18 protein-coding genes, 1 tRNA gene and 1 pseudogene are annotated in these 16,691 nt (G+C 60.9%); 5 read left to right on the forward strand and 15 right to left on the reverse strand.

Annotation, left to right across the window (positions count from 1 at the left end):
• Positions 1-124 precede the first annotated feature (124 nt).
• The gene (locus tag Q4S45_RS17640) at positions 125-595 is read left to right on the forward strand and encodes a hypothetical protein (RefSeq protein WP_305506514.1); all 471 of its coding nucleotides are present in this window, start codon (positions 125-127) and stop codon (positions 593-595) included.
• Positions 596-597: 2 nt separating this feature from the next.
• Here Q4S45_RS17640 and Q4S45_RS17645 read toward each other — a convergent pair whose 3' ends face one another.
• A complete protein-coding gene (locus Q4S45_RS17645; protein ID WP_305506515.1) occupies positions 598-2,562 on the reverse strand; it encodes an APC family permease in 1,965 nt (654 codons plus the stop codon).
• 168 nt (positions 2,563-2,730) lie between these two features.
• Here Q4S45_RS17645 and Q4S45_RS17650 point away from each other — a divergent pair.
• A tRNA-Leu gene (locus Q4S45_RS17650) sits at positions 2,731-2,815 on the forward strand.
• A gap of 255 nt (positions 2,816-3,070) precedes the next feature.
• Here Q4S45_RS17650 and Q4S45_RS17655 read toward each other — a convergent pair.
• From Q4S45_RS17655 to mobC, 10 genes and pseudogenes are all read right to left on the reverse strand, one after another.
• Complete coding sequence (locus tag Q4S45_RS17655; RefSeq protein WP_305506517.1) at positions 3,071-3,592, reverse strand: hypothetical protein; 522 nt, start codon at positions 3,590-3,592, stop codon at positions 3,071-3,073.
• A 2-nt stretch (positions 3,593-3,594) separates the two neighbouring features.
• The gene (locus Q4S45_RS17660) at positions 3,595-4,044 is read right to left on the reverse strand and encodes a hypothetical protein (protein ID WP_305506519.1); all 450 of its coding nucleotides are present in this window, start codon (positions 4,042-4,044) and stop codon (positions 3,595-3,597) included.
• Between the two features lie 215 nt (positions 4,045-4,259).
• On the reverse strand, positions 4,260-4,553 hold the full coding sequence (locus Q4S45_RS23240) for an ImmA/IrrE family metallo-endopeptidase (RefSeq protein ID WP_374046050.1): 294 nt from the start codon (positions 4,551-4,553) through the stop codon (positions 4,260-4,262).
• Between the two features lie 63 nt (positions 4,554-4,616).
• Complete coding sequence (locus Q4S45_RS17665) at positions 4,617-4,832, reverse strand: hypothetical protein (RefSeq protein WP_305506521.1); 216 nt, start codon at positions 4,830-4,832, stop codon at positions 4,617-4,619.
• A 28-nt stretch (positions 4,833-4,860) separates the two neighbouring features.
• Entirely contained in the window at positions 4,861-5,283 is a 423-nt protein-coding gene (locus Q4S45_RS17670; protein ID WP_308633153.1) for a hypothetical protein, read from the reverse strand.
• 90 nt (positions 5,284-5,373) lie between these two features.
• On the reverse strand, positions 5,374-6,516 hold the full coding sequence (locus Q4S45_RS23245) for an OmpA family protein (protein WP_374046051.1): 1,143 nt from the start codon (positions 6,514-6,516) through the stop codon (positions 5,374-5,376).
• A gap of 24 nt (positions 6,517-6,540) precedes the next feature.
• A complete protein-coding gene (locus Q4S45_RS17685; RefSeq protein ID WP_305506523.1) occupies positions 6,541-8,322 on the reverse strand; it encodes an Ig-like domain-containing protein in 1,782 nt (593 codons plus the stop codon).
• Between the two features lie 255 nt (positions 8,323-8,577).
• A pseudogene (locus Q4S45_RS17690) lies at positions 8,578-9,240 on the reverse strand (ornithine cyclodeaminase family protein); the annotation flags it as partial.
• Between the two features lie 8 nt (positions 9,241-9,248).
• Positions 9,249-9,737, reverse strand: a complete 489-nt coding sequence (locus tag Q4S45_RS17695; RefSeq protein WP_305506524.1) for a relaxase/mobilization nuclease domain-containing protein — start codon at positions 9,735-9,737, stop codon at positions 9,249-9,251.
• 43 nt (positions 9,738-9,780) lie between these two features.
• Entirely contained in the window at positions 9,781-10,173 is a 393-nt protein-coding gene (gene mobC / locus Q4S45_RS17700; protein ID WP_305506526.1) for a plasmid mobilization relaxosome protein MobC, read from the reverse strand.
• Positions 10,174-10,833: 660 nt separating this feature from the next.
• Here mobC and Q4S45_RS17705 point away from each other — a divergent pair.
• The 3 genes from Q4S45_RS17705 to Q4S45_RS17715 are packed head-to-tail and all read left to right on the forward strand — an operon-like array spanning position 10,834 to position 12,036.
• Entirely contained in the window at positions 10,834-11,085 is a 252-nt protein-coding gene (locus tag Q4S45_RS17705) for a hypothetical protein (RefSeq protein ID WP_305506529.1), read from the forward strand.
• Positions 11,086-11,119: 34 nt separating this feature from the next.
• Positions 11,120-11,602: a LysM domain-containing protein gene (locus Q4S45_RS17710; protein ID WP_305506531.1), complete on the forward strand. Its 483-nt coding sequence runs from the start codon at positions 11,120-11,122 to the stop codon at positions 11,600-11,602.
• The gene (locus Q4S45_RS17715) at positions 11,590-12,036 is read left to right on the forward strand and encodes a hypothetical protein (RefSeq protein WP_305506533.1); all 447 of its coding nucleotides are present in this window, start codon (positions 11,590-11,592) and stop codon (positions 12,034-12,036) included. The genes Q4S45_RS17710 and Q4S45_RS17715 overlap by 13 nt, the downstream gene beginning before the upstream one ends.
• A gap of 613 nt (positions 12,037-12,649) precedes the next feature.
• Here the strand turns inward: Q4S45_RS17715 and Q4S45_RS17720 are convergent.
• The 4 genes from Q4S45_RS17720 to Q4S45_RS17735 all read right to left on the reverse strand — a co-directional run bounded on the left by Q4S45_RS17720 (position 12,650) and on the right by Q4S45_RS17735 (position 16,681).
• Positions 12,650-13,135 carry a hypothetical protein gene (locus Q4S45_RS17720; RefSeq protein ID WP_305506535.1) on the reverse strand — a complete coding sequence of 162 codons (486 nt, stop codon included), beginning with the start codon at positions 13,133-13,135 and terminating at the stop codon, positions 12,650-12,652.
• Positions 13,125-13,658: a hypothetical protein gene (locus Q4S45_RS17725; RefSeq protein WP_305506537.1), complete on the reverse strand. Its 534-nt coding sequence runs from the start codon at positions 13,656-13,658 to the stop codon at positions 13,125-13,127. The genes Q4S45_RS17720 and Q4S45_RS17725 overlap by 11 nt, the downstream gene beginning before the upstream one ends.
• A 246-nt stretch (positions 13,659-13,904) precedes the next feature.
• On the reverse strand, positions 13,905-15,713 hold the full coding sequence (gene asnB, locus Q4S45_RS17730; protein ID WP_305506539.1) for an asparagine synthase (glutamine-hydrolyzing): 1,809 nt from the start codon (positions 15,711-15,713) through the stop codon (positions 13,905-13,907).
• 209 nt (positions 15,714-15,922) lie between these two features.
• Positions 15,923-16,681, reverse strand: a complete 759-nt coding sequence (locus tag Q4S45_RS17735; RefSeq protein WP_305506541.1) for an ABC transporter substrate-binding protein — start codon at positions 16,679-16,681, stop codon at positions 15,923-15,925.
• Between the last annotated feature and the right edge of the window lie 10 nt (positions 16,682-16,691).

Consider the following 16,691-nt stretch of genomic DNA (forward strand, 5'->3'; position numbering starts at 1 on the left):
AACGCACTGCGCCGGGCTCCGGTTGGGGCCGGCACCGTCCTGCGGCTTGAGAAATATCAATTCATTATCGGGCTTGGCGTCGAGAATGAAGGCTGGCTAACCGGTTCCCTTTCAGGAGCACATCATGAAAAGCGTATCGCTGTCGCAGGTCGTCAGGTCCAACGAGTCCTACCGTGCGCTGGGCCCGGTACAGTCGTGGCGCGAGACACTGTCGCTGGCGCTCACGCTGGCGGTCGGCCTGACCCTGATCGCCGCGCTGTTCATCGCGTACGACCCGAGCGCGCCGGTCGGCTACATCCTGGTGCCGGTGCTGTTGGGCGGCATGGTGCCGGTGTTCGCCGCGCTGCCGGCCAAGTTCGAAGTGTTCACCCGCTTCCACGCGCATCACTTCATCAAGACGCTCGACGAGACCATCCTTGCGATGGGCTACACGCCGGCCGAATCGCCGGCCGAGTGCACCCGCATCTACTGCCGCAAGCCGACGCTGTTTCACATGCAGGGCAATGCGATCGCCATCACCGTCCACGAGCACGCGATTCTGATCGGCGGCCCGTTCGCGACGCTGCGAATGCTGCAGCAGAAGCTGGCCGCCTGAGCTTATACCTTCATCGGCAGGATCACCATCTGCAGGCCCTCGAGGTGCAGGCGGCGCTGCACCGCCAGCGCCGCCTGGTTGTGCAGCACGCGCGTGAACCAGTTGTCCTGCGCGAAAATGAGCTTGCTGGTGAAGAAAATCGAGTTCGGGAAGCTGCGGTTGATCTCCTCGCACATCTTGGTCACCTCATCGACCGCATCCGTGCCGAAACCGATATACGAGGCCGACGCCATGCCATGGCTGTGGCAGAAATCGACGAAAAACTCCAGCGTGTCGGCCGCCTCTTCCCGCATTTTTTCGAGCGCCCCTTCGCCGCCGTAGGCATGCGAATCGACCGTGCGCGCGTTCACGAAGATGAAGTTCTTGAAGTGGCCCGGGAACATGCGCAACACCCACAGCAAGGCGTGCAAGCCGCCGCCGCGCGACGAGCCGACGATGAACACCGCGGTCTGCGCCTCGGGCTCGGGCTCCACCGCCTCGGTGCCGGGACCGAACGGCTGGTTCGCGAACACCTCGTCGACCGAATGGATCGCCTGCTTGGTTTCGCGGTAGTGGTTGCGGATGTAGACGCACAGGGCCGCCATCGCCGCGATGATCGCCACCGTCGCCCAGCCGCCTTCCGCGAACCGCTCGATCAGCAGTATCACCAGGATGCCGGCGCAGATGACGAAGCCGAGCATCGACAGCAGGAAGCGCCGGATCCAGCGCAAGCCGTGCTGCTTGCGGCTCTGCCACCAGTACAGGCACAGGCCGAACAGGGAAATGGCGAAGGTGAGGAATACCGAGATCGAGTACAGCACCACCAGCAGCTGCACTTTACCGCCGGTCCAGAACAGGATCGCCAGCGCCGCGATCCCCAGTACCAGGATGCCGTTCTCGGTGACCAGGCGGGTAGACAGGTAGCGGAATTTGTGCGGCAGCCACGAGTCGGCCGCCATGTTCGACAGCACCGACGGGCCGCCGAGAAAGCCCGTATTGGCCGCGACGAACAATAGGCCCGCCTCGAACGCCAGCACGATCACCAGCAAGGCCTGGTTCAAGGTCTGGCCGCCCAGTCCCGCGCTGGCGATGATGGCCTTGAAGGTCGACGCGTTGAGCGTTTCGCCTTCCACCGGACGCGCGTCCCACAGCAGGTAGAGCAGGATGATGCCGGCCGCGGTGAACGCCAGCGACAGCGCCATGTACATCATCGTGATCTTGCCGGTACGGACGCGCGGTTCGGCCAGCAAGTTGACGTTGTTCGACACCGCTTCCAGGCCGGTGTAGGTGCCGCCGCCTTGCGAGTAGGCCAGCAGCAGCATGCCGGCCACGCCGGTCCAGCCCATGCTCTTCGCCAGCTCGCCGGTTTCCGCCATCGTCGCCGGCACCAGTCCTGGCAGGTGCGAGGAATGCACCACGATGCCGTACACGATCAGCACCAGGTGGGTGGCGACGAAGCCGAGGAAGATCGGCAGCAGGATCTGGATCGCTTCCTTCAGCCCGCGCAGGTTCATCACGATCAGCAGCCCGATGAAGAAGGCTTCGGCCCACAGCTTGTACGGCTGGAAGCCGAGCGGCAGGAACGAGGCCAGCGCATCGACGCCGGACGCGATCGAGATCGCGATCGTCAGCACGTAGTCGAGTACCAGCGCGCAGCCCGAGGTCAGGCCCATGTAGGGTCCGACCAGCTTGGTGGCGACCCGGTAGCCGCCGCCGCCGGTCGGGAACAGCTCGATCACCTGGTTGTAGGCCAGCGCGATGATGAAGACGGTGACGGCCGTGGCGATCGCCATGTACAGGCCGAGGTGGGTGTGGGCGCCGAGCGCGCGAAAGGTCTCTTCGGGGCCGTAGGCGGACGAGGACAGGCCGTCTGCGCCGAGGCCGACCCAGGCCAGGAACGCGACCAGCACCATCGAATGGCGGGTCTCGCTCTTCATCGGGTCGAGCGGTTTGCCGAGGATAATTTCGCGGATCTTCTTGTTCTTCATCGTGCTTGCCGCCGTGCTGGACGGCGGGAGTGCTCAGGGAGTGCAGATGATACGCCTGAACGATGATTCCCGGCACTAGGATCGACGGGTCGAAACGGCCTGAAGCGCACAAAAAACTCGTTTTCTGCCCATCTGTCGTCTATAATGCGGGGCTTGCGCTGTAATGCTGCCCGGATGGTGGAACTGGTAGACACAGCAGACTCAAAATCTGCCGCTTCGCGGCGTGCCGGTTCGATTCCGGCTCTGGGCACCAGCAACTCGCGCGCAAATCAAAGCAAAAAGGCCATTCTCCTCGGGAGCCAATGGCCTTTTTTACGTCTTTCGGTGCCGCAAAGCCGGGGTCTAGCTCTGCGCACCTGACGCCCTTCTGGGTTCCGCCGCGAGCTTGCGTCCATCGAGTGCTGAGCACGTTCACCGTTCAAAAACGGGGCCTAATGAAATCAAAGAGGCTTTTCCAGGAATTGAATGCTGAACTCGCGTCTGAATGGCAGAGCTGACCCTTTTGAACTTACTGGGGATCGGTTTCGGCGGGAGTCACAACTTGGCCGAAATCCAGCTGAATTACAGAAACGCTTCCTGTAGGTTCATTGGGTCCTTGCGCGGCTTCCACATCCTTCTCAATAACCAACGATTCCCGGACAGTGTTAATGCTTTCGTATCGATCAAGCAGCAGAGCTGAGTCCGTCGCTGACAGTGACGAATATTCGCTGAATACACACCCTTCAATATATGGTGGCGAAAGGAATGACTGGGAATCTATGAAGGCTTTAGTTAACGCCAACACTTCTGCTGCGGTCGGCGCGGGCGTGCGAAGAACGTTATCTTCTGCCCTAAAAACCGGGTCTTCTGGGGCGAGATCCACCCAGATGATTGGATAAGGAACTCCCCCTAAGACGCCTTTCAACGAATGGCGCCCCTCATACTTGAACATAAAATCAGGCAGCACGAACGTTCCGAGGTTATATATTTGTCTACGTTCACTGGCGCGAACTTGCTCCGCCGCGATTACGTATGCCAATTCGACAGACATCACTAATTTGCGATCAGAAGCGAATCCACCCAGTCTAAAACCTGTATCGATTGAAGGTCCGATGAAATCACGAAGAATTTCGGCCGGCGGTCGTCAGGATGCTTATTGTAGAAGGCATCTAACGCTGCCTGGTTGGAAAATATGTAATGCTGATCTTCATCGACGTCGAGCGCATGCACCGCATTTTTCTGCAGAATAATCTCGTTATTGCGAACAGGAAAATCGGCGAGCCATGCTGTAGCCTTAACATCCAATTTGTGAACTCGCAACTTCTCCCTCAGTTCACCCAGAGTCTGAATCCATACCCCGAGACAAACCCCTGCTTGCACCGGATGGTCGATGCGTTTCGTGAATAGCACCTCGTCGCCAATTGTCTTCCACAGTTCAGGCGCCTCCCAGAGATATCGTGCCCAGCGGCCGCACCCGTGTGCAATTTGGTCATTGCCAACCACTTGGCAGCAAATGTCTGCTCAGCTTGCTGATCAAACGCTAGTACGATCGAGAACCATCGAGGATATTCGCCAGTGCCTTTTGTCCGCCAGAACTCGGCCCAGCACTCTGTTTAAAGGCGGTCGACCAACAATATCTGCGCTAAGAAAAAGCCGCAGATGCGGCTTGTAGGATGGAGGAAGATTCTTTACAGCTTCCAGCTTTTCTTCTTCAGTCATCAGCGTGGCTCAAGTCCGAGTGACTGAGCGCGCACGCGAGAAGCCGCAGTAGAAACCAGAAAGATTCGAGAAAGTTCGGAATGGTCGCCTGCACATTTTTGGTGTTCGAACCGAAATTCCGCTTCAGGCATTAAGAATGCGGCCGCAAACCAATTGGCCTCTTTCTCTGCCTGGTTTGTTCCGTAACGTTGAGCCACGAGTTCGCCGATGGGCTCCTGGAGCACCTGCTTGCGATACAAATAGTGCAAGACGAAGTGGCCAAACTCATGGGCGATAGTGAACCGATCCCTCAACGGACCTGTGGCAATCGAAAGCCGAATTTCGAAAGTATTGCCCGGACTTCAATGGAGCCGGAATCAGAAGAGCCCGTGCTCCACATATCTACGTGGCTGATCCGCCCCCCCCAATTTTTGCACCAGCGCGACAAGATCATCGCCCGGTTTAAAGCCTAACTGATCGGCGATCGATTTTGCGATTGTGGCAATTTGCGAGGCGCCCAAACCCAATGCCTTTGGCGCGGCGTGGATTTGTAGCGGGAAGGACGAGGATGTCGATACATTTAAATCGGACACGGTTTTCTCCAGAGACTTCATCGGCCAACTAATGGCATGCCATCAAAACAAGTCTCCCCGATTTCCTCCGGCGAAAAAAGGTCGCCCGGGCAGTGCGGCCCCCCTCCATCACAAGCATTGTCGCCGCCAAGTCTTCGAGCGCAATTCCCACCGACTTGAATACCGTTCGTTGGCCGCCGTAGCGCCGGCCCACAGCTTGGCCGCGGCACAGCGCCTCAAGCGTGCCGCCGGTATCAGCGACTGCAAACACGCCGCGCGCCATCGGCCCGAGCAGGTCGCCCGACTTCTGTAGCGCTTTCGGCGTATCGACGAACAGCTGCGCGCCGGCGGAGCAGTCGTCATCCGCTTCGCGCGTCTGCGGCGTGAAGTTGCCGATCAGGTCCAGATGGCTGCCGCGCGCAACCATTCGCCGCGGATCACCGGCTCGGTCGCCAGCGAGAGCACTAGACATGTACACTCGTTTTCGAGTCTACGCCTTTCCGTTCGACGAAAAAAAACCGCCCGGCTTGCACCGGACGGCTTTCGGCGATTGCTCGCGGTGTTACTTGACGGTGCGGGTGCCGACCACTTCCACGGTCACGCGGCGGTTCTTGGCGCGGCCGGCGGCGGTCTTGTTGTCGGCCACTGGCTGGGCTTCGCCCTTGCCTTCAACGAAGATGCGCGACGCGTCGACGCCTTTCGACACCAAGTAGGACTTGACCGCTTCGGCGCGGCGCAGCGACAGCTTCTGGTTGTACTCGGCGCTGCCGATCGAGTCGGTATGGCCGACCGTGATCATCGCTTCGGTGTTCATGCCTTCCAGCTTGCGCAGCAGGTCGTCCAGACCGGCTTTGCCTTCCGGCTTGACGATCGCCTTGTCGAAGTCGAACAGCGACTCGGCGGCGAACGAGACCTTTTCCGACACAGGCGTCGGTGCTGGCGGCGGTGGCGGCGGAGTCGGCGCGGCTTGCGGCGCCGGCATCGCTTCAACCACCGGCGGCGCGGCGTAGACTACCTTGCTCGCGACCGGGCGGCCCAGCTTGTAGACCAGGCTGACCGACGCCAGGTCGACGTCGCCGCGATTGCCCACCGCATCGTTCACGCGATAACGCTCGACTTCGGCGCGCATCGCCAGCGCTTCGCTGAACTTGAATTCCAGGCCCAGGCCGGCCTTGGCATTGAGCTTGCGCTCGCGCGGCTCCGGATTGGTCGCCGCGAACAGGCGATTGCCCGTGAAGTGGGCTTTCGCCGCGGCGTAATTCATGCCGCCGCGGGCGAACACCGAAATGCGCTGCGACAGCGGCAGCTGCGCGATCAGATCCAGCGAGCCGCCGCGGAAGCCGACGTTCCCGTTCAATACGCCGCCGCCCGAGGTGGTCGAGTTGAAACCGAACTTGCCCAGGTCGAAGTAGGCCAATTCCACCGCGAAGTACTGGTTCAGCTGCTTACCGGCGAACAGCTTGCCGCCGGTCGAACGCTCGTCGGTGGTAAAGCTGCCCAGCGTGGCGCCGTTGGCGGTCAAGCTGGCTTTCAGGCGCTGGTCGTCGATGTTGACGCGCGACTGGCCGATGCCTGCGCCGATGTAGTAAGCGTGATTGGCCCAGTCCGGGTTGATGAAGGTGTCTTCGCCCGCCCACGCGGCCTGGCTGGCCAGCACCGCGAATGCGATGGCGCTCAGGGCGCCGATTTTCTTAGCTGATTTCATGATGTCGTATCGCTTTCGGTGGGATTACTTGGTGATCAGGTTGTTGCTCAGGGTGACCGCGGCGCCGCTCAGCGCACGGCCGTTCAGCAGCGTGGCGTTGTCGCCCGCGGTGATCGCGGCCGCACGGGCCAGGATCGAACCCTGGAAGGCGCTGTTGGCGCCCAGCGTGGTGGCGCCGACCGGCACCCAGAACACGTTGTCCGCGGTGGCACCGTTGATCAACCTGACGATCGAATTGGCGGTGGTGTCGAGCGTCAGCGGCGTACGGATGATGTAGACGCCAGGACCGTTCAGGGTCAAGGTGCCGGTGACGCTGATCGTGCCGGAGTAGCAGTAGACATTAGGCGCCAGCGAAGTGCCGCCCAGGTCGATGTTGCCGGCGAACGTGACGTCGCACGGACGGGCGTTCGCGTTGGTGATGGCAACATCCAGGTCAGCCAGCGCGCCGTCGAGGATCGCGCCCGACTTGTAGTTGAAAAAGCCAGTGTCCACGCGCGGATCGACGGTCTGCGACGGCGAACCAACGTCGCCCTTCACCAAGGTCGAGCCACCCGAATTGTTGGTGATCGACGTACCGGCCAACACGCCGAAGTTGGTTGCGCGGCCCAGTGGAACCGGATTCAGCACGACAGGTGGGATTGCAGCGGCGGTCACGGTCAGCACAGCGGTGCCAGACTTGGCGCCCTGCGTGGCGGTGATGGTGGTGTTGCCTGGAGCGACGCCGGTAGCGACGCCGGTATTCAGGACGGTACCGACCAGGATGTTGGACGAGGTCCAGACCACGCTGTTGGTGATGATGGCGGTCGAGTTATCCGAGTAGGTGCCGATGGCGACGAACTGCTGCGTGCCGGCGATTGCCACGGTGGCGGTGGCTGGCGTGACTGCGATGGTCGACAGGGTCGCGGCGCTGACGGTGGCGGTGGTCTGTGCGGTCTGGGTGCCGAAGGTGGCGGTGATCACCGAGGCGCCGGCGGCGACGCCGGTCAGCAGGCCGGAGCCGTTCACGGTCACTTTGGCCGGAGTCGCCGACACAAAGGTCGACAGCGCCGTCACGTCAGCGGAGGTGGAGTTCGAGTAGTTGGCGGTGACGGCCAGCTGGCGCGTCGCGCCAATCAGCAGCGTCGGCGCTTGCGGAGCAACCGAGATCGACAACAGCGTGACCGGATTGACCGTCAGCGTGGTGCTCGCAGTCTGCGTGCCGGAGGTCGCGGTGATCAGCGAAGTGCCGGCGCTCACGCCCAGCGCTACGCCGGTTGTCGCGTTGATCGTGCCGACGCCGGCGGTGGCCGACGTGAAGGTCGATGCAGCGGTGACGTCGCGCGTGGTGTTGTCGCTGAACGTACCCATGACGGTGAAGCGCTGCGAAGCGCCGATGTTGACCGACGGGTTGGCAGGCAGCAGCACGATCGAACGCAGCGTCGCTGGCAGCACGGTCAGCGTGGCTGAAGCGCTCTTGCCGGCGAAGGCAGCGCTGATCGCCGAGGTGCCGGCGCTGACGCCGGTGGCAAGGCCGTTGGCGGCATTGACGGTGGCGACTGCAGGCGCAGCCGACGTCCAGGCCGAGCTGGTGCTGACGTCACGCGACGAGCCATCCGAATACGATGCGGTGGCAACGAACTGCTGGGTGGCGCCGATGGCGACCGACGCGGTGGCTGGCGTAACGGCGACGCTGACGAGCGTGGCGGCCGGCAGGCCGAGGATAGGGTCGCGGCCCTGGTCACCGCCGCCGCAACCGGCGACGAGCGTTGTGACGATGAGTCCGACCGTGCACAGCAGGGTTCGGGAATAGCGCTTGAGAGCGTTCATGGAGGGTGTTTCCTTTTGTGGATGCTATTTTTCCTGGCCAGGGCCGGATGGGATCATCCTGCGGACCGAAAAACGGTGGCCGATGCGTACGCAATCGGACCAGCCAGGCCAGTATGGGTGGTGCGGAGCAACACGCAACGTGCGGTAACGCGCTTAACTTGAATTTAGGAAAGATAACTCAAGGCAAAACAACGTTTGCGTTGATTGCATGGTGAATAACACAAGGAAGGCGCCGAAAAAGGCGCCGGCGCGGGCTTAAAGTAGACGATTTGCCACCAGCATCGCTGCGGCGAGGTCTTCGAGGGCCGTGCCCACCGATTTGAAGACGGTGCGCTCACCATCGTCGCAGCGTCCGACGGCCTGGCCGCGGCACAGCGATTCGAGCGTGCCCGCGAGGTCGCCTGGTGCGAACACGCCGCGCGCCATCGGCCCGAGCAAGTCGCCCGACTTCTGCAGCGCTTCCGGGGTATCGACGAACAGGCGCGCGCCGGCGAAGCAGGCGTCGTCGGCTTCGCGCATCTGCGGGGTGAAACCGCCGATCAGGTCGAGGTGGCTGCCCGCGCGCAGCCATTCGCCGCGCATCACCGGCTCGGTCGCCAGCGTCGCGCAGCTGACGATGTCGGCCTGCCGCGCCGCCGCTTCCAGGTCGGCGCACGCGCGCGCGGCAAAGCCCTGCTCCGCCAGTTCCGACGCCATCCGCCGCGCGGCCTCGGGATTGCGGCTCCAGACGATCACCTCGCGGATCGGCCGCACCGCGCGATACGCCTCGGGCAGCAGGCGCGCCACGCGGCCGCTGCCGACCACCAGCAGCGTCGCGGCGTCGTCCGGCGCAAGAATACGCGCCGCCAGCGCCGACGCCGCGGCGGTGCGGCGCGCGGTGATTTCGTCGCCGTCGATCTGGGCCAGCGGCTCGCCGGAATAGCGCCCTAGCATAGCTGCTGCAGGCGTTGGCGCGTCGACGGCATCCCCGTCCTCAAGCCCTGTTCGATCTCGCCCTTCGTCGCTGCGCGGCGCACGGATTCCATCGATGGATGCACCGGCTCCAGTTGATAATCGCGTTCGATAGCGCGCATGAGGACTTCGTGGCGCCGATAGTCATGACTGTCGCTGGTGACATCGCCGTCGAACCGGATGCGATTGACCAAGAGATGCACATGCTCGTGCTCCATGTCGTCGTGCCGCGTGATCAGGTATTGGTTGTCGTCGAGCCCCATGCCATGCAGGTAGCGCTGGCCTATCTCGGTCCACTGCGCATCGGTCAAGTGTTCGCCAGGTGCGGCCGACAGCGACACGTGCAGCACCGCCTTGCCTAGCTTCGGCCGCAGCTTGCGGATCTCTCCAAATTCCTTAGCCAGCTCGCGTGGATCGGCACCCTCCATATTGGTGTCGATCAGACTCCCCTTCTCCTTGTTCAAGTCGTATTCGAGCGCGCCGCGAAAGCCCCTGCCCTTAATAGCCTTAGCGATCTTCGCCAGCCTCGCCGATACCAAGTAACGCCAGGCGAAGCCGCTTCGCCTCGATTGTCATCCGCCTCAGCAGCGCATCGGCGACCTTCACCCGCCCGCCTTCGTTGGCGAGCCGCGTCAGCTGGTTCAGGTTCGCCGCCAGGCGCGCGAGTTCTGCGTACTGCTCGCGATTGATCGCAGCCACCGGCGGCGATGGCAAACGCCGCGCCAGGGCCGCTTCGCGCAGCCACTGCGCCGGCGTCATGTGCATCTGCGCCGCCTTCGCACGCAGTGTCGCGTACTCGCCGGCCGAGACGCGCACACCGATCGTGGCGTTGCGCACGGCTGCCGGATCGCCCCGGGGGCGGCCGCCGGCAGATTTTCGCGTGCTGATATCGGGCGGCATGATGCGGACCTGGACGTTGTTGGAGTTGGGGGTGTGACGAGCGAAGCGAGCTCGGCCCCGCAGGGCAAGCCGTTTGAGCGAAGCGAAAACATGGCTTGCTCCTAACCAGCGACTCGTCGACCACCACTGTAATCGGACTGCACCGGCTGCCGATGAGCTGCGTCAAGCGGCGTTAGCAATTCCACAACGGCAAAGTTACCGCAGGCGACAACTTGCTCCATCGGCACCACTGATCAGAAAAGCCGAAGACGCCCTGAACACGAAGCCGGGTTCAACAGGCAGGAAAGATCAGATGCAATCTGGTCTTGCCAAGCTGTCCTTTCTCCCGCACCGCACGCAGAATCAAGCGCAAATTGAATCAACGGCCAAACGAAGACCAGAACCCGTCCGTGCATCGCCAGTGGACGGCGCTCTTGGGGAGCACCGTGATACGCGGGGGTGCGCCCTCACGGGCTTCCTCGCCTTCGCTCGGCTCGAATCGCCTCCGCCGGTAGATCACACTTTTTTCGGCTTGCCTCCAACAGGACCGGCGCCTGATCCGTCATTGCGTATGGGCAAATTGCGATAGCACGCAATGTCTAACATAAACCATCGCGCCTTTAAGCGCGTCATCAGCTAAAAACCCACAACTAACGGCTCGATGAGCCCGAGAGGCGAACAATGACAGCTCACCAAGGATCTCTCGCGACGACAAGGGCAAAGACCGGATATGAACTGTGGCAGGATACGATCGACGGCGCTCGCGAGGATTCGAGATGGAACGGATACGACTGCGACATTCAACTCATCGTCGCCCAGTACAATCGGCACCTGCTCGGCACCGCCGGCTTCATCCAACTTGATTGGCGTCTCATTAAAGCTATGGTCTGGACAGAGTCCGGTGGGCCTGAGAAACAGGGCATGGCGCAGTAACCCTATCCAGATCGGAAATCCCGGTGATCCCGGCTTGCGCGCCCTGCTGTCCGACAAGGAAGGCGGCACGCTCATCATTCCTGATGAATACAAGGACAAGCTGACCATCGCGACGGTCGCCAGCACGCCTCGCATGAATATCTGTGCTGGAGTTGGCTATCTACTGATGCGGCTGGCAACCTACGCGATCGCAACCGTGCCTTATGAACGCGACAAGAAAACGTATGAGGTGGCTGTCAAAGCGGGAGACAGCATTGACCGCATTGCGCGGGCGAATTCAACTACCATTGATACTATCAAGAGCCTCAACGCCGGCATCCACACGCTTCACGCAGGGCAGACGCTCAAGTATCGCAAAGCTGCAGTCCAAAAAATTATTGTGAGGTGGAGTATGGCGCCTCCTTCGACCATTGCGAGTCGGTACAACATCGGCGATCCCGACTATGCAAGAAAGCTCGAATACTGTCTCGCGGTGATGCGATCGGCCGCACTCCCGGAGCGCAAATGCGCCGCGTGAGAGCCGCAGCGGCGGCCATCAGCATCGCGCTCAGTGTGGGAGCCCAGGCTAGCACGCCCTTTACCGGTCGCTTCCTTGGCACCGGGCGAGCATGCTACGGCACGCTTTCTGTGCAACCCAAGACCGTGTCCTGGCTAACCACCTTCAGCCAATGCCCGGCGCTTCCGGCAAACCTGATCGAGCAGGAAAACGCCGGCGGATCCGTGCGCCGAACCTACCGGTTCACACGCGGGTCGTCTTCGTGCCGCTTTGAAGTTTTGTCCCTCTCTCACGATGATTCCAAGGACTCAGATATCGGATGGCAGGTCGTGGGCTATCCCACGGAGGCGAGCTTCCCTCAAGATAAGGCGGGTGGCTTTTTCACGCAATCACCTGACATCATGGCCTGCTACCTCACCCGCGACCCAGCAAAAAACGTCCAGGGCCATCGTTAGGTTGCGCTGCCACGAGACGGCGCGTTCCTCGTCTCGCCACTTCGAAACTCGCGAAAGCCTGCCCACGCCGGCGAACATTGATCCTTCGCAGGCAAAGCAGAGCGCAGTGTGCTATCTCAACAGCGAGCTGCTCTCATCATGCAAAAATAGCAACTTCGCAAATAATCGGGGAGCTGCAGTGAGATTAAACGAGGCGGTAACGAACGCGCCCGCGCCGGTGCTGTTTCGCATTTCAAGCGTAATGACCATGCTTGAAGTTTCTCATGCGACGGTCTATCGTATGATTGGAAGAGGAGAATTGGAGTTGGTTCTAATCAGCACAAGGTCGAGCCGGATCACATCAGAAAGCGTGGCAAAACTGGTCGCCGGGCGTCGGAAGCAATTCACTAAGGAATAGTTGCCAAGGTCATGGGGAACCGAACCCGGTATACATGAGTTTTCGACGGTATACGAGACGGTATTTTTTTGTTCAATATCTACCCAAAACCAGCAACGACGCCCGTTACGGATTTTTATTCGATTCCGGCTCTGGGCACCAGCAACTCACGCGCAAATCTGCATTCAGGCCCCTGTCAATACAACTGCACCGGGGCTTTTTTGCATTCTGGTACTGTTATTTCTTCAATGTCCAGAACTTCACTTTTTCGAAAATATTGTCGTCTCCCCACGGATCCCATACCGTTTTGTCGCCTTTGCTCATGGCCCCGGGCCAGGGACCGATCGACGTGGACATGCAGGGCGGATACTTCCCGTGCGAGCGCATGGTCATCATCGTGTTCTTCTTTTTGTATAGAAACTGATAGCCGCCGCTTTCGATTGTTGCCGCCGGATAGACCACGATGACGTGGCCATGTTCCGTTCCCTTCAGCCCGGCCACGACGACACTGCCTTCCATTGCGAGCGCATGACCGTCGCTCAGGGTTACTTCAGACCATTTGGCCGTCATATGGTCGATAAGCGCGTTGGCGGTGCGGTAGTCCTCATTCGGCTGTCCACACGCCCGCATGACGGACCACACCGCATGGCTGCACGAGTGTGTATATTGGTCGTATGCGTTGTCGCAGGCGATCTTGAGCAATTGTCCCGCGTTATCGGGCATGACAGTCTCCTATGGGTGTCGAAGGGAGAACGCTCAGTTGGCGATATTGCCGGAGATTGGCCGAGTACTTGAGGGACGGCAGGGCTTGGTCGCCGGACGCCGTCGGCGTCCGGATGCAAAGCGCGATCTCCTGCGGCATCCCGCCGCGCCACTCGCGAAAAGCGATCTGCAGTTCCGATGGCGGATCAGCGGGGAAATTGGCTGGCAGCTCGCCCAATTTTCTGCCCGTCGGCGAAAAGAGCATCGGCCTGGGCATCGCCACCGTTGCCGAGCCTGCCGGTGTTTTCGCGTAGAGCTCGTCGGCCCACACCGAGAAAAGCAGCACGGCTGGCGCGGCGTTCTTCGCGCGGGTAACTTTGCAGACGCGGATGAATTCAACGAAATTCGACCACGCCGGGGCATCGAGCCATCGCATTTCAGCGGGCGTTGGACGATTGCACACAGTTTCGTCCGCGAGATAGAGCCCGCCATCCATCGCCGCTGACGCATTCCCGAATATTCCCGCGAGGGCGAATGCCAGCACTACCGTTGACGCCCCCCAGCGCGACGCCGTTACCGTTCCCACTATGCGAGCGCTCACAGTTATTCCTTCGAAATGCGCACGATTGATCGTCTTACCATGCGGACGCATGCGCAAATCCGCGTCCGCGACCGCCATTGTCTTTCAACAATCCAGCCTGCTCTATACACAGGATTGATAGCAGCCAACTGACACGCAATGAGGCATGGGGCCGACCCGACCGTGGAGAAAATGATTGGCTGCGCGAGTTCAGGACTGCACCGAATACGCCGTCTCCCATTTTGCGATGCTGTATAGCTTCCAGAAGGTTGCTGGATCGATTTTTTTGACATCGACCCCTCGCTGGCACATCTTCTCCAGCAGCGGCGACTGCCTGACCGCCGACTCCATCGTGCCGCTCACTTCACTGATCCATGAGGCATCGGGCGCTTCGAAGCCAAATTTATTTTTCCTCCACAAAATATTGGGCGCCACCAGGCCCTGCATAGCCACCCTCAGGATGTGCTTGGTCCAGCCGTCCTTGATCTTCAGCTTGTTGCTGATGCCGTAGCAAGTCTCCACCAGGTCGTGATCGAGAAAGGGCACGCGCGCCTCGATCGAATGGCGCATCGAATTGCGGTCGACGTAGCGCAGCAGGTGCGGCAGCTGGAAGGACTCGATTTCCATTTTTTGCATGGCGCGGATGTTGCGGCTCCCTTTGGTCGCCTTGGCGATGTTCGGGAACTTTTCGGTGTATTGCTTCTTGAGGAAGCGGAACTTTCGCTGCAGACTCCAGATCCTGATGCGCGACACCGAAAAATAGGCGAAATTCGCCACGATCGCGCGAAAGGTCAGCCTCGAATTATTCTCGATGGAAAAAATTTCCCGCGCCGCCTGCAGCGCGGGCATCGAATGCAGGTGGGCGGAATAGTAGCGCTCGTAGCCGAGCAGGATTTCGTCGCATCCCTGCCCATCGAGCATCACCTTGCAGCCAATCCGCTTGGCTTTCTGGAACAGGAAATACTGCATGAAAATCGACGGCGAGGTGAACGGCTCCTCCTGCAGATAGACCACTTCATCAATTGCTTCGATGAATTCCTGCGCGGTCGGCTCGATCACCGATAGCTCGATATCGGCGCGCGCCGCCACCTCGCGCGCGTAGGCGCTTTCATCCATGTGGTTCTCGGACGATTTCGCATGGATCGCTTGCATCTTGCCGAGCGGGCCGGTGTTGTAGATTCGCGCGGACAGGCCGGCCAGCGTGGAGCTGTCGAGACCTCCGCTGAGGCTCACGCCCACCTTGACGTCGGAGCGCAGCTGATAATCGACGGCGCGCTTGAGGTCGGAGAAGAACAAGGAGGTGGCGGCATGCTCGCCCAGGTCGGACAAGCCGGCGCGAGCGTCGAGCGAGTAGTAGCACGTTTGCTCAAAGCGGTTCGAGGTGACGGAGTAGACCAGGTTGTGACCGGCCGGCAGGCTGTGCACACCCTGGAAGAAGGTCTCGCAGGTATGGTCGTGATAGCCCTCCACCAGGAAATCGCGCACGGCAATCATGTTGGCCACAGGCGGGACGTTTCCGCCGCTTAAGACTTGCTTGATTTCCGAGCCGAAGACGAATTTTTCCGGCGTATCGGCGTAATAGAAAGGCTTCACGCCGAAGCGGTCGCGGCTGCAAAAAATCTCCGCTTTCTGTTTATCGTACAAGGCGAACGCCCATATGCCGTTGAACCGGCTGACGCAATCGGCGCCCCATTTGTCGTAGGCCGCGAGAATGACTTCGGTATCGGTTTTCGATGCGAATTCAAACCCGTCCTGGGACAGCTGCTCCCTCAGTTCCAGGTAGTTGTATATTTCGCCGTTGAACGTGAGGACATACCGGTCGCCATACAACATCGGCTGGTGGCCTGCCTCGGAAACGTCGAGGATCGCCAGTCGCCGGTGTCCGAGCGCAAGGCTCTTATCGAAGAACAATCCGTGCCCGTCCGGCCCGCGGTGGGCGGCCAGATCATTCATCAGCTCGATATCGACATGGGCGACGGGGGTACCGCTTTTGTGAATGATCCCGCTGATACCACACATGGGTTTGGCCTCGCCTGTTGGAGTTCACTTGCGGCATGCTGGGATGGGAATGGACGACTGAGCTGGCCCGTGTGCGCATGCATCAGCATCCGGCTCTTTCCTATATTAATTACATTTCTGTAATGATTCCTTGAGCCTGCGCACGAACGGAGGGCTTGCATCCAAAAGTAAAATGGGATACGCGCGCGTCGCCGCCGCATCGATGCCGCTCATCGCTTGGCCTGCAGGTCGTCCACCCATTTCTCGTACTTGCGGTCGATCCGTTTCATGGTGCCATCGCGCACCATCGCCTCGACCGCGACGTTCATGCGGTCGACCAGTTCCGTCGGTACTGCGGGATTGCAGGCGAGATACACGCCAACCCGGTTGAACGACAGCACCGGGACAATCTTGTCGCCCCAACCGTGCCGCTTGAGCACCGTGGTGCCGCGCTTGAAGCTGGCCGCCCACACGTCGATGCGGTCCATCAGCAGCTTGCGCGGATTGATCATGTCGTTCGGCGCCGGATCGACCTGGAATCCGCGCGCGCGCAGGTACTCGTCACGCGCGTCGCCGTTGTAGGTGCCGATGCGCAGCCCGCGGGCATCGTCGAGGGTGCGCAGGTCGTAGTGGCGGTCGGCGCGGCCGAGGAGAATCCATTCCGCTTCGTCGGTCGGGCCGATCCACTTGAACAGGTTTTCGCGCTCCGCGGTGCGGGTGGTGGAGAACAGGCAGGTATCGGGACGCTGAAGCGCGAAGGTGTAGCCGCGCTTCCACGGCAGCAGTTCCAGCGTGTAGTCGGTGCCGGTGCGCGCCATGATCTCGGCCACTTTTTCGGTGCCGCTGCCGATCACGCGCCGGCCCTCCATCATGCTGATCGGCGCCGACGCCTCGGTGATCAGGTGCAGCCGCACCGGCTGCGTCGCTCCATGCGCCATGCTCGCGGCCACCGCCAACAGTACTGCCAGCGCAGCGTTTCTGAACCCCATACCACTACCC

The organism is Massilia sp. R2A-15 (assembly GCF_030704305.1).
In the GTDB taxonomy this organism is placed as follows: domain Bacteria; phylum Pseudomonadota; class Gammaproteobacteria; order Burkholderiales; family Burkholderiaceae_D; genus JAFCUW01.

Excerpts from the sequence above, each read along its gene's own strand:
- Q4S45_RS17640 (WP_305506514.1), top strand. The coding sequence starts at position 125 with ATGAAAAGCGTATCGCTGTCGCAGGTCGTCAGGTCCAACGAGTCCTAC.
- Q4S45_RS17645 (WP_305506515.1), bottom strand. The coding sequence starts at position 2,562 with ATGAAGAACAAGAAGATCCGCGAAATTATCCTCGGCAAACCGCTCGAC.
- Q4S45_RS17655 (WP_305506517.1), bottom strand. The coding sequence starts at position 3,592 with ATGTCTGTCGAATTGGCATACGTAATCGCGGCGGAGCAAGTTCGCGCC.
- Q4S45_RS17670 (WP_308633153.1), bottom strand. The coding sequence starts at position 5,283 with ATGTCTAGTGCTCTCGCTGGCGACCGAGCCGGTGATCCGCGGCGAATG.
- Q4S45_RS23245 (WP_374046051.1), bottom strand. The coding sequence starts at position 6,516 with ATGAAATCAGCTAAGAAAATCGGCGCCCTGAGCGCCATCGCATTCGCG.
- Q4S45_RS17685 (WP_305506523.1), bottom strand. The coding sequence starts at position 8,322 with ATGAACGCTCTCAAGCGCTATTCCCGAACCCTGCTGTGCACGGTCGGA.
- mobC (WP_305506526.1), bottom strand. The coding sequence starts at position 10,173 with ATGCCGCCCGATATCAGCACGCGAAAATCTGCCGGCGGCCGCCCCCGG.
- Q4S45_RS17705 (WP_305506529.1), top strand. The coding sequence starts at position 10,834 with ATGACAGCTCACCAAGGATCTCTCGCGACGACAAGGGCAAAGACCGGA.
- Q4S45_RS17715 (WP_305506533.1), top strand. The coding sequence starts at position 11,590 with ATGCGCCGCGTGAGAGCCGCAGCGGCGGCCATCAGCATCGCGCTCAGT.
- Q4S45_RS17720 (WP_305506535.1), bottom strand. The coding sequence starts at position 13,135 with ATGCCCGATAACGCGGGACAATTGCTCAAGATCGCCTGCGACAACGCA.
- asnB (WP_305506539.1), bottom strand. The coding sequence starts at position 15,713 with ATGTGTGGTATCAGCGGGATCATTCACAAAAGCGGTACCCCCGTCGCC.
- Q4S45_RS17735 (WP_305506541.1), bottom strand. The coding sequence starts at position 16,681 with ATGGGGTTCAGAAACGCTGCGCTGGCAGTACTGTTGGCGGTGGCCGCG.